Source organism: Streptomyces sp. NPDC058198 (assembly GCF_042882605.1).
Taxonomy (GTDB): Bacteria; Actinomycetota; Actinomycetes; order Streptomycetales; family Streptomycetaceae; genus Streptomyces.
Map to the genome: position 1 here is coordinate 773680 of NZ_JBHVVP010000003.1, position 12339 is coordinate 786018.

A 12339-nucleotide genomic window follows, 5' to 3' on the forward strand; every position below is an offset into this window, starting at 1 on the left:
CCGCAGTGCTGTCCTGAGGAGTCCCCGTGCCGGAGCTGCCCGAGGTCGAAGTCGTCCGGCGTGGACTCGCACGCTGGGTCAGCGGCCGGACGGTCGCCGAGACCGAGGTGCTGCATCCGCGCGCGGTACGGCGCCATCTCGCCGGCGGTGCGGACTTCGCGGCCCAGCTCACGGGCCACACCATCGGCACGCCCCGCCGGCGTGGCAAGTACCTCTGGCTGCCCCTCGCCGATACGGACTCCTCGATCCTCGGCCATCTCGGGATGAGCGGTCAGCTCCTGGTCCAGCCGGAGACCGCGCCCGACGAGAAGCATCTGCGGATCCGTATCCGCTTCGCGGACGACCTCGGCACCGAGCTGCGCTTCGTCGACCAGCGCACGTTCGGCGGGCTCTCCCTCCACGGAAACACCCCGGACGGGCTGCCGGACGTCATCGCGCACATCGCCCGCGATCCGCTGGACCCGGAATTCGACGAGGCCGCCTTCCACACCGCGCTGCGGCTGCGGCGTACCACCGTCAAACGCGCGCTGCTCGACCAGTCCCTGATCAGCGGCGTCGGCAACATATACGCGGACGAGGCGCTCTGGCGCAGCAAGCTCCACTACGAGCGTCCCACCGCGACCCTCACCCGGCCGCGCTCGGTCGAGCTGCTCGGTCATGTACGGGACGTGATGACCGCCGCCCTCGAGGTCGGCGGCACCAGCTTCGACAGCCTGTACGTCAATGTGAACGGCGAGTCGGGATACTTCGACCGGTCGCTGGACGCGTACGGACGCGAGGACCAGCCGTGCCGCCGCTGCGGAACCCCCATGCGCAGGCGGCCCTGGATGAACCGCTCCAGCTACTTCTGCCCGCGCTGCCAGCGCCCCTCGCGACTGCCGCACGTCTCGTAACGCTCCCGCGCCGAGCGGGTGCGCGAGGTCCCGAGCGCCCTCAGAAGCCGAAGTCCTGCGTCCACCAAGGGCCGCCGGAGCCGGTGTGGACACCGACGCCGAGCCGGGTGTAGTCGCAGTTCAGTATGTTCGCGCGGTGGCCCTCGCTGTTCATCCAGGAGTCCATCACCGCCTGCGCGGTGGCCTGCCCGCGGGCTATGTTCTCGCCACCCAGGCCCGTGACGCCCGCCGCGTCGGCGCGGTCCCAGGGCGTCTTCCCGTCGGGGTCGGTGTGGTCGAAGAAGCCGCGCGCCGCCATGTCGTCGCTGAAGTCCTGCGCGAGCCCGCCCAGACCGGCGTCGGCCTGCAGCGGGGCGCAGCCCACCTTCGCCCGCTCCTCGTTGACCAGCGTGAGCACCGCCGCCTCGGCGGAGCTCGGCGCGGAGGGCGTCTCGACGGCGCGCGTGGTGGTCTGCGAGGGAGCCGGAGCCTCGCTGGACCGGGTCTCGCTCCGCTGCGGCTTCGGCGCCGTCGCGGAGGTCTTCGACGGCTTCGAGGGAGTGGCGGACGCCTTCGTCGGAGTGGCTGAGGCCGACTTCTCCGGTGCCGTGGTCCGCTCGGCGCTGCGGCTCGGGGACGACGAGGTCTCCCTCGTCGGCTCGGCGGACGAGCCGCCCTGCTGCTGCAGCTCCGGTGCGCCCTCGGTGCGTACCTGGCCGCCGGGGCCGCCGCCTACCGTGTACTGGTTGCCGCCGCCGGGCAGCAGACCCGAGGCGACGGCGACAGCGCCCACCGCCATGGCCGCGGAGACCCCGAGCAGTCCGGTACGTACGGGAGCGACGACCCGTCTCTTGCGGCGCGCACCACCCCGGTGCCGGCCTGCCGTACCGTCCGCGTGATCGTCAGCGGCCGGTACCTCGGCGGATCGTCGATGGCGTCCCATCTCGGTGCCTTCCTCATGCTCGACGACAGCGTGTTTCACTCGAAAGAGTGAAGGTCATTGCGACCGGACTGTACGGCATGAGGGGTGGGGCCGCCCGGCCCTGTAAGCAATTGGCCGGTTAGCTTGCGTGCATGAAAGAAGATGTACGACTCACAGCGTGGGTGCGCGGCCGAGTGCAGGGAGTGGGCTTCCGCTGGTTCACCAGGGAAAACGTTCTGGAGATCGGTGGCCTCACCGGATTCGCCCTCAATCTGGACGACGGCAGGGTGCAGATCGTCGCCGAGGGGCCGGGTGAGAATTGCCACCGCCTGCTGGAATGGCTGCGCTCCGACGACACACCCGGGCGCGTAGACGGAGTCACTGAGATCTGGGACACCCCGCGCGGTGGATACGAGAGCTTCGCGATCCGCTGACTCGTCCGCCGTTCGAGGAGACGCCGAGGGCCGCCGGAATGCCGCGGGCACATGCGCATGCCAGCGGTGACCTGGTGGTTGCCAAGAACGGCGAGTCGTGCCAGGCTGCCCGGTTAACGATGATCTCCGCGCCCGCAGGGCCCTGTGAGAGAGGCGGCGCCGCGCCCGTAGCGGCCGTGCGCCCCCGGGCCGCCCCGCCGTGCGGGCTGTGATCGTGTTGACCGTCAAACTTTTTGGTGAGACTCTGGAATCCCCGCGCACCTCAGCTGTTTGGCAGTAAGAACCGCAGTGATGAACAAGCGCTGCCAGGCACCGCGGGTGCGATTTCCCTCACGACCCACACCGCATCCGGTCGGTCACTCATTGTGGAGGACCATCCATCATGGCAAAGGCGCTTCTCGGTTATGTCGGCGGTTCCGACCCGCGACTCCTCGCCGAGATGCGACGGCTTCAGCAGCGTGTCCAGGACCTCGAATCCGAGCTCGTACGGATCCAGTCCGAGAATGACTCGCTGAACGCTGCCGTCGCACAGCACCCTCGAGAGTCGTCGCTGCTCGACAGCATCGACATTGACGTACCTCAGGCGGAGCCCGCGCTCACCTGATGACAGCCCCCGTCGGGGTCAGGTGAGAAACACTCTCGCAAGATATGCAAGGGACGCTTCGGCGTCCCTTCTTTCTTTCCATCTTCCGCTGTACGAAGCATTGTTGGCGCTACTACGCCTTTCTTAACGTCTGATGTGCCCTGCGCGTTCATGGGTGAAACCGCCGACGGCCGATGTGAGCGAGGTAGAGTCCGGCGGCGTGCACCTCAAGGCCATGACCCTGCGCGGATTCAAATCCTTCGCCTCCGCCACGACGCTGCGCTTCGAGCCCGGAATCACCTGTGTCGTGGGCCCGAACGGCTCCGGCAAGTCCAATGTGGTGGACGCGCTCTCCTGGGTCATGGGCGAACAGGGTGCCAAATCGCTGCGCGGCGGCAAGATGGAAGACGTGATCTTCGCCGGGACCACCGGGCGGCCGCCGCTCGGCCGCGCCGAGGTCTCCCTGACCATCGACAACTCCGACGGCGCGCTGCCCATCGACTACGCGGAAGTCACCATTACGCGGATCATGTTCCGCAACGGCGGCAGCGAATACCAGCTCAACGGCGACACGTGCCGGCTGCTCGATATCCAGGAGCTGCTGTCCGACTCCGGAATCGGCCGCGAGATGCACGTCATCGTCGGGCAGGGCCAGCTCGACTCCGTACTGCACGCCGACCCGATGGGGCGCAGAGCCTTCATCGAGGAGGCGGCCGGGGTCCTGAAGCACCGCAAGCGGAAAGAGAAGGCGCTGCGGAAGCTGGACGCGATGCAGGCCAATCTCGCCCGCGTCCAGGACCTGACGGACGAGCTGCGCCGCCAGCTCAAGCCGCTCGGGCGGCAGGCCGCGGTCGCCAGGCGGGCCGCCGTCATCCAGGCCGACCTGCGCGACTCCCGGCTGCGGCTGCTCGCCGACGACCTGGTGCGGCTGCGCGAGGCGCTCCGTACCGAGATCGCCGACGAGGCCGCGCTCAAGCAGCGCAAGGAGGCCGCGGAGGGCCGGCTCAAAGCGGCGCTGGCGCGGGAAGCGGAGCTGGAGGACGAGGTTCGGCGGCTCGCGCCGCGGCTCCAGAGAGCCCAGCAGACCTGGTACGAGCTGTCGCAGCTGGCCGAGCGGGTACGCGGCACGATCTCGCTGGCCGACGCGCGGGTGAAGAGCGCGACCACGGCCCCCGCGGACGAGCGGCGCGGCCGCGACCCCGAGGACATGGAACGCGAGGCCGCCCGGATCCGCGAGCAGGAAGCGGAGCTGGAGGCCGCGCTGGAAGCGGCCGAGCACGCGCTGGAGGACACCTCGGCGCACCGAGCCGAGCTGGAACGCGAGCTGGCCGCGGAGGAGCGCCGGCTGAAGGACGCCGCCCGCGCCATCGCCGACCGGCGCGAGGGCCTCGCCCGGCTGAACGGCCAGGTCAACGCGGCCCGCAGCCGGGCCGCCTCGGCCCAGGCCGAGATCGGCCGGCTGGCCGCCGCCCGTGACGAGGCGCGGGAGCGCGCGGCCGCCGCGCAGGAGGAGTACGAGCAGCTCAAGGCCGAGGTCGACGCTCTGGACGCCGACGACCACGAGCTGGGCGAGCGGTACGAGACGGCCCGGCGCGCGCTGTCCGACGCGGAGGCCGCCCTGAGCGCGGCGCGCGAGGCCGCCACCACGGCGGAACGCGAACGCGCGGCTCTCGCGGCCCGCCGCGAGGCGCTCGCCCTGGGCCTGCGCCGCAAGGACGGCACGGGCGCGCTGCTCGCCGCCCGGGACCGTCTCTCCGGCCTGCTCGGCCCGGCCGCGGAACTCCTCACCGTCACCCCCGGCTACGAGATCCCGGTGGCGGCGGCGCTGGGGGCGGCCGCCGACGCGGTCGCGGTCTCCGGTCCCGCGACGGCGGCGGAGGCTCTGCGCCTGCTCCGCAAACAGGACGCGGGCCGCGCGGTCCTGCTGCTGAGCGACGGCCGGCCGGACGGTGGTGTGCCGGCTCAGGCCGGCGACGAGACCCGGGCGCCCGGCCGGGCCGAGCCCGGCCAAGCCGGCGGGGTGCCGGGCCGGGCGACGGGCCCGGTCGGCGCGGTGCCCGCGGCGACGGGCCCGGTCGGCGCGGTGCCCGGCCAGGGCGGCGCGCAGCAGTCCGACGGGACGTCCGCCGTCGCCGACCGGGCCGTACGCACCGCCGTCGTCGGCGGCTCCGCGCCGTATGTGATGGATCTCGTGCGGGGGCCGGGCGCGCTGATGGGCGCCGTCCGGCGCCTCGTGCGGGACATGGTCGTCGTCGGGACGCTGGAGGACGCCGAGGATCTGGTCGCCGCGCGCCCCACGCTCACCGCCGTGACCGCCGAGGGCGACGTACTCGGGGCGCACTTCGCGCAGGGCGGTTCTGCGGGGGCGCCGAGTCTGCTGGAGGTGCAGGCCTCCGTCGACGAGGCCGCCGCCGGCCTGGCGGAGCTCGCCGTACGGTGCGAGGAGCTGGCCGAAGCGCAGCACCGGGCCACCGGCCGGCGGGCCGAATGCGCCGCGCTCGTCGAGGAGCTGGGCGAGCGGCGCCGGGCCGCCGACCAGGAGAAGTCCGCCGTGTCGGGGCGGCTGGGGCGGCTCTCCGGGCAGGCCCGCGGCGCCGCGGGGGAGGCCGAGCGGACGACCGCGGCCGCCGCCAAGGCCCAGGACGCGCTGGAGCGTGCCACCGCGGAGGCGGAGGAGCTGGCCGAGCGGCTGCTCGTCGCGCAGGAGGCCCCGGTGGAGGAGGAGCCGGACACCGCCGTACGCGACCGGCTCGCCGCCGACGGGGCCAATGCCCGGCAGACCGAGATGGAGGCCCGGCTCCAGGTCCGTACCCACGAGGAGCGGGTGAAGGGGCTCGCCGGACGGGCCGAGGCACTCGACCGGGCGGCGCGCGCCGAGCGCGAGGCACGGGCGCGCGCGGAGCAGCGGCGCGCACGGCTGCGCCACGAGGCCCAGGTCGCCGGGGCCGTCGCGGCCGGCGCCCGCCAACTGCTCGCTCATGTGGAGGTGTCGGTCGTACGGGCCGAGGCCGAGCGCGTCGCGGCCGAGGCGGCCAAGGCCGAACGCGAACGGGAGCTGGTCACCGAGCGGAACCAGGGCCGCGAGCTGAAGGGCGAGCTGGACAAGCTCACCGACTCCGTCCATCGCGGCGAGGTGCTCGGCGCCGAGAAGCGGCTGCGGATCGAGCAGCTGGAGGCGAAGGCCCTGGAGGAGCTGGGGGTGGAGCCGGCGGGACTGATCGCCGAGTACGGTCCCGACCAGCTCGTGGCGCCGTCGCCGGCCGCGGAGGGGGAGGTGCTGCCGGACGACCCGGAGCATCCGCGAAACCAGCCCAGGCCGTACGCGCGCGCCGAGCAGGAGAAGCGGCTCAAGTCGGCCGAACGGGCGTATCAGCAGCTCGGGAAGGTGAATCCGCTCGCTCTTGAGGAGTTCGCGGCGCTGGAGGAACGGCACAAGTTCCTCTCCGAACAGCTTGAGGACCTGAAGAAGACACGGGCCGATCTGCTGCTGGTGGTGAAGGAGGTCGACGAGCGGGTCGAGCAGGTGTTCACCGAGGCGTACCGGGACACGGCCCGGCAGTTCGAGGGGGTCTTCTCGCGGCTCTTCCCCGGCGGCGAGGGACGGCTGATCCTCACGGACCCCGACCACATGCTCACCACGGGCGTCGATGTCGAGGCCAGGCCGCCGGGCAAGAAGGTCAAGCGGCTGTCCCTGCTCTCCGGCGGTGAACGGTCCCTGACCGCCGTGGCGCTGCTGGTGTCGATCTTCAAGGCCAGACCGAGCCCGTTCTATGTGATGGACGAGGTCGAGGCGGCGCTCGACGACACCAACCTCCAGCGGCTGATCCGTATCATGCAGGAGCTGCAGGAGAGCTCCCAGCTGATCGTGATCACGCATCAGAAACGGACGATGGAGGTCGCGGACGCGCTGTACGGGGTCTCCATGCAGGGCGACGGGGTGTCCAAGGTCATCAGCCAGCGGCTGCGCTGACACCCCCAAGGGTGGCTGACGGCACAAGTGGTGGCTGACGGCAAGGTATGCGGCACTTGAGGGGCTCGCCGACCCACGCCCGGCAACGCCGCCGGGCGGCCCCAGGAGTTCATGTGACCAGCACAGCGCAGGTGCCGCCGTCCGGAGGGCGGGCGGCCCAGCCGGACCATCTCGGCCATGTCGTCTTCATCACGGCGGCGGCCGCGATGGGCGGCTTCCTCTTCGGCTACGACAGTTCGGTGATCAACGGCGTTGTCCAGGCCATCAGGAGCAAGTACGACATCGGCTCGGCGGCCCTCGCGCAGGTCATCGCCATCGCGCTGATCGGCTGTGCGATCGGAGCCGCCACGGCGGGCCGGATCGCCGACCGGATCGGCCGTATCCGCTGTATGCGGATCTCCGCGGGCCTCTTCACCATCAGCGCGGTCGGCTCCGCGCTGCCCTTCGACATCTACGACCTCGCGGTCTGGCGGATCATCGGCGGTTTCGCGATCGGCATGGCGTCGGTGATCGGTCCCGCCTATATCGCCGAGGTCTCCCCGGCCGCCTACCGCGGCCGGCTGGGCTCCTTCCAGCAGGCCGCGATCGTCATCGGTATCGCCGTCTCGCAGCTGGTGAACTTCGCCATCCTCGAACTCGCGGACGGTGATCAGCGTGGCGACCTCCTGGGGCTGGAGGCCTGGCAGTGGATGCTCGGGGTGATGGTCGTTCCCGCGCTGCTGTACGGCCTGCTGACCTTCGCGATCCCCGAGTCGCCGCGCTTCCTGATCTCCGTGGGCCGCGAGGACCGCGCGAAGGAGGTGCTCGCGGAGGTGGAGAGCAAGGACGTCGACCTGGACGCCCGCGTCGCGGAGATCGAGCTCGCGATGCGCCGCGAGCACAAGTCGACCTTCAAGGACCTGCTGGGCGGCCGCTTCAGTTTCCTGCCCATCGTGTGGATCGGAATCGGCCTCTCGCTCTTCCAGCAGCTGGTCGGCATCAATGTCGCCTTCTACTACTCGGCGACGCTCTGGCAGTCGGTCGGCATCAACCCGTCCAGCTCGTTCTTCTATTCGTTCACGACGTCCATCGTCAACATCATCGGCACCGTGATCGCGATGGTGCTGGTGGACCGGGTGGGCCGCAGGCCACTGGTCCTGGTCGGTTCCACCGGAATGGCCATCGCGCTGGCCTTCGAGGCCTGGGCGTTCTCCGCGCCTCTCGTCCACGGCAAGCTGCCGAGCACCGAGGGCACGGTGGCCCTCGTCGCCGCCCATGTCTTCGTGCTCTTCTTCGCGCTGTCCTGGGGGGTCGTCGTCTGGGTGTTCCTCGGCGAGATGTTCCCGAACACGATCCGCGCGGCCGCGCTCGGTGTCGCGGCCGCGGCGCAGTGGATCGCCAACTGGGCCATCACCGCGAGCTTCCCGAGCCTGTCCGAGTGGAACCTCTCGGGCACGTACATCATCTACACCTGCTTCGCCGTGCTCTCGATCCCCTTCGTGCTCCTGTTCGTGAAGGAGACCAAGGGGAAGACGCTGGAGCAGATGGGCTAGCCGGCTCTGTGACGATCAGGCTCTGTGACGATCAGGCCGGCGCCCGTCGTGAGCAACAGCACGCTGCGGTTGGCGGCGACCCACGTGGGGAAGGGTGGCTGATCCCGGCCGTGGCTGATACTGGGAGCGTTATGGAAATCCTCATCCTTGTTGTAGTCATCGCCCTGGTCGCGGTCGGCGCGATCAGCGGGCTCGTGGTCGGCAGCCGCAAAAAGAAGAAGAAGCTGCCGCCCTCAGCACCGTCGAGTACGCCGACCATCACAGCTCCGCCCGCCGAGCCGCATGTCGGCGACGAGGCGGAGACGCCGCGCGACGAACCGCGCCGCACCATCGAGGAGGTCGGCCTCCCGGACGCCGCCGGGACGCCGGTGGCCGTCGAGGATCCGGTGGTGGCCGAGCCGCCCGCCCCGGCGATCGAGATCCCCGAGCCCACCGCGGGCCGGCTGATCCGGCTGCGCGCCCGGCTGGCCCGCTCGCAGAACTCCCTCGGCAAGGGGCTGCTCACCCTGCTGTCGCGCGAGCATCTCGACGAGGAGACCTGGGAGGAGATCGAGGAGACCCTCCTCGTCGCGGATGTCGGCGTCGCGCCGACCCAGGAGCTGGTCGACCGGCTGCGCGAGCGGGTACGGGTGCTCGGCACGCGTACGCCCGATGACCTGCGCACGCTGCTCAAGGAGGAGCTCGTACAGCTCCTCGGCACGGACTTCGACCGCGCGGTGAAGACCGAGAGCGGTCTGGACACCCCGGCCGTCGTGATGGTCGTCGGGGTCAACGGCACCGGCAAGACCACGACGACCGGCAAGCTCGCGCGGGTACTCGTCGCGGACGGCCGGTCGGTCGTGCTGGGCGCGGCGGACACGTTCCGCGCGGCCGCCGCGGATCAGCTGCAGACCTGGGGCGAGCGGGTCGGCGCCCGTACGGTACGCGGCCCCGAGGGCGGCGACCCGGCGTCGATCGCCTTCGACGCCGTCAAGGAGGGCATCGCGGAGGGCGCGGATGTCGTCCTCATCGACACGGCGGGCCGGCTGCACACCAAGACCGGTCTGATGGACGAGCTGGGCAAGGTCAAGCGGGTCGTGGAGAAGCACGGTCCGCTGGACGAGGTGCTGCTCGTCCTGGACGCCACGACCGGGCAGAACGGGCTGGTCCAGGCGCGAGTGTTCGCGGAGGTCGTGGACATCACCGGCATCGTGCTGACCAAGCTGGACGGCACGGCCAAGGGCGGCATCGTGATCGCGGTCCAGCGGGAGCTGGGCGTACCGGTGAAGCTGGTGGGGCTGGGCGAGGGCCCGGACGACCTGGCGCCGTTCGAGCCCGAGGCGTTCGTGGACGCGCTGATCGGCGACTGATCCTCCGGGAGCGGGGCCGTCCGACGTGGTGGAGTGTCCGGCGTGGTGGAGTGGTGGGGCGGTGGACCGGTCCCCGCCACCCCCACCCACCCCGGGCCCCGCACCGCCACCCCGCGGCTACGGCGCGAAACGGTGGCAGATGTAGGCCAGGGTGCCGAGCAGGAGCCTGGCCTCCGGCGGGTCCGCCGCCGTGTCCAGGGACGGGGGACGGAGCCAGCGCACCGGGCCCAGGCCGCCCATCTCCGAGGGCGGGGCCGTGACATACGTGCCCCGGCCCAGGCAGCGCAGGTCCAGGCCGGCGTCGTCCCAGCCCATGCGGTAGAGCAGCTCCGGCAGTTCCGCCGCGGCGCCCGGCGCCACGAAGAAGTACGCCCGGCCGGCCGGGGTCGCCGTGACCGGGCCCAGCGGGAGCCCCATCCGTTCGAGCCGGACCAGCGCGCGCCGGCCCGCCGCTTCCGCGACGTCGATGATGTCGAAGCTGCGGCCCACCGGGAGCAGCACCGCCGCGCCCGGCACCCCCGCCCACGCCGTGGTCGCGTCGTCGAGCGTGGCGCCCGCGGGGACCGCGGGGCCGAGGTCCAGTGGATGTGCGCCCGGCGCGGTACAGCCCGGGTCGCCGCAGGAGCACTGCCCGCCCGCCGCCCGCGCGCCGGGAACGACGTCCCAGCCCCAGAGTCCTGTGTACTCCGCCACCGCGGTGCACTCCGAGGTGCGGCCGCGGCGGCGTGAGCCGGACCGGATGTCCCTGATGCCGCCGATCGTGAAGCCCATGCCCCCTCCAACGGGTTGAACTCACCGGTGGTTACGACTCGCAGTCTTTCAGTGACACTCCGTCGCCGTCGGGGCGGCCAAGGCGGCGCGCGGAGGTGCTGGGGGTGGTGCGACCCGACTCGCGCACTCCGGCGCACAACGCTCCGCCCACTCCGGATCGTCGTGTGTCAAGTGAAGCGCGCCCGACCGTAGGCGAGTTCATTCGTAGGGGTGGCGAATGGTGGCGTTTGTGGAATCACCCTCGCCAGGGCAGTGATCGTAGGATTACTTTCAGTACACGAACCTCGGGGAAGAGCCTTCTCGTGGGTATGCCGGGGGCAACTCGGTTCCCTGTTCGAAGGGGCGCAGCCACCGGACGGGCGGCCGCAACTCACGGCATTCTGATAGCGGTTCGCGTGACAGGGCTTCGGCGGATGGGGGCGTTCCAGTGGGTGGCAGTGGCGCGGGCGACACGAACACAGGCAAGAGCCCGAACGGGCGGCTCGACTCGTGGTTCCGGCGCAGCGGCTGGTCCAAGGGCGAGCTGGCGCGCCAGGTCAACCGCAGAGCCCGCCAGTTGGGCGCACACCACATCAGTACGGACACCTCGCGCGTGCGCCGCTGGCTCGACGGCGAGCAGCCGCGCGAACCCATCCCGCGCATTCTCTCCGAGCTGTTCTCCGAGCGCTTCGGCACCGTCGTCGTCATCGAGGATCTCGGACTGCGCTCCGCGCACCAGTCGCCGTCGGTGTCAGGGGTCGATCTGCCCTGGGCGGGCCCGCAGACCGTCGCCCTGATCAGCGAGTTCTCCCGCAGCGACCTGATGCTGGCGCGGCGCGGCTTCCTCGGGTCCTCGCTGGCGCTGGCCGCCGGGCCCGCCCTGGTCGAGCCCTTGCAGCGCTGGCTGGTCCCCGCCCCCTCGGGCGACCAGACACGGCCCGTCCCCGTGGGCGTGGTCTCGGACCGTCCGTCCCGGCTCTCCCAGCCGGAGCTGGAACTGCTGGAGTCGACCACCGCGATGTTCCGGCAGTGGGACGCGAAGTGCGGCGGCGGACTGCGCCGCAAGGCGGTCGTCGGCCAACTCCACGAGGTGACCGACCTGCTGCAGGAGTCGCAGCCCGAGGACACCTCCCGGCGGCTCTTCCGGTGCGCCGCCGAACTGGCCGAGCTGGCCGGCTGGATGAGTTACGACGTGGGCCTCCAGCCCAACGCCCAGAAGTACTTCGTCCTCGCCCTGCACGCCGCCAAGGAGTCCGGGGACAAGCCGCTCGGCTCGTACATCCTCTCCTCCATGAGCCGCCAGATGATCCATCTGGGCCGGCCGGACGACGCACTGGAACTGGTGCATCTCGCCCAGTACGGCAGCCGGGACTGCGCCACCCCGCGGACCCAGGCCATGCTGTATGCGATGGAGGCGCGCGCCTACGCCAATATGGGCCAGCCGAGCAGGTGCAAGCGGGCCGTCCGGATGGCCGAGGACACCTTCTCCGACGCCGGACTGGACGGCGAGCCCGAACCCGACTGGATCCGCTTCTTCTCCGAGGCCGAACTGAACGCCGAGAACGCGCACTCGTACCGCGATCTGGCCTATGTCGCGGGCCGGAGCCCCACCTACGCCTCCCTCGCCGAACCCGTCATGCGACGCGCCGTCGAGCTCTTCCGCGAGGACGAGGAACACCAGCGGTCGTATGCCCTGAACCTGATCGGCATGGCCACCGTCCATCTCCTCAAGAAGGAGCCGGAGCAGTCCACCGTGCTGGCCCAGGAGGCCCTGAAGGTGGCCCGCCGGGTGCGCTCCGAGCGGGTCAACAACCGGCTCCGCAAGACCGTCGACACCGCCGCCAGGGACTTCGGCCAGGTCCCCGCCGTCGCCGATCTCACCGATCTGCTCACCGCCCAGCTGCCCGAGTCGGCCGAGGCCGTCTGA

General features: G+C 71.2%; 9 protein-coding genes. 7 read left to right on the forward strand and 2 right to left on the reverse strand.

Annotated features, from left to right (window positions below):
• Positions 1-26: 26 nt before the first annotated feature.
• On the forward strand, positions 27-893 hold the full coding sequence (mutM, locus tag ACFVWW_RS15805; protein ID WP_384184589.1) for a bifunctional DNA-formamidopyrimidine glycosylase/DNA-(apurinic or apyrimidinic site) lyase: 867 nt from the start codon (positions 27-29) through the stop codon (positions 891-893).
• Between the two features lie 40 nt (positions 894-933).
• Here the strand turns inward: mutM and ACFVWW_RS15810 are convergent, their stop codons facing one another.
• Entirely contained in the window at positions 934-1815 is an 882-nt protein-coding gene (locus ACFVWW_RS15810) for a CAP domain-containing protein (RefSeq protein ID WP_384184802.1), read from the reverse strand.
• 131 nt (positions 1816-1946) lie between these two features.
• Here ACFVWW_RS15810 and ACFVWW_RS15815 point away from each other — a divergent pair, with 131 nt between their 5' ends.
• From ACFVWW_RS15815 to ftsY, 5 genes are all read left to right on the forward strand, one after another.
• The gene (locus ACFVWW_RS15815; RefSeq protein WP_384184592.1) at positions 1947-2228 is read left to right on the forward strand and encodes an acylphosphatase; all 282 of its coding nucleotides are present in this window, start codon (positions 1947-1949) and stop codon (positions 2226-2228) included.
• A gap of 382 nt (positions 2229-2610) precedes the next feature.
• Positions 2611-2832, forward strand: a complete 222-nt coding sequence (locus ACFVWW_RS15820) for a hypothetical protein (RefSeq protein WP_384184594.1) — start codon at positions 2611-2613, stop codon at positions 2830-2832.
• 199 nt (positions 2833-3031) lie between these two features.
• Positions 3032-6781 (forward strand): chromosome segregation SMC family protein, encoded by a 3750-nt coding sequence (locus tag ACFVWW_RS15825; RefSeq protein ID WP_386878337.1) that lies wholly within the window; start codon positions 3032-3034, stop codon positions 6779-6781.
• 113 nt (positions 6782-6894) lie between these two features.
• On the forward strand, positions 6895-8313 hold the full coding sequence (locus tag ACFVWW_RS15830; protein WP_384184597.1) for a sugar porter family MFS transporter: 1419 nt from the start codon (positions 6895-6897) through the stop codon (positions 8311-8313).
• Positions 8314-8444: 131 nt separating this feature from the next.
• On the forward strand, positions 8445-9662 hold the full coding sequence (ftsY, locus tag ACFVWW_RS15835; RefSeq protein WP_384184599.1) for a signal recognition particle-docking protein FtsY: 1218 nt from the start codon (positions 8445-8447) through the stop codon (positions 9660-9662).
• Positions 9663-9779: 117 nt separating this feature from the next.
• Here the strand turns inward: ftsY and ACFVWW_RS15840 are convergent, their stop codons facing one another.
• Complete coding sequence (locus ACFVWW_RS15840; protein ID WP_384184602.1) at positions 9780-10433, reverse strand: bifunctional DNA primase/polymerase; 654 nt, start codon at positions 10431-10433, stop codon at positions 9780-9782.
• A 427-nt stretch (positions 10434-10860) separates the two neighbouring features.
• Here ACFVWW_RS15840 and ACFVWW_RS15845 point away from each other — a divergent pair, with 427 nt between their 5' ends.
• Positions 10861-12339, forward strand: a complete 1479-nt coding sequence (locus ACFVWW_RS15845) for a hypothetical protein (RefSeq protein ID WP_384184604.1) — start codon at positions 10861-10863, stop codon at positions 12337-12339.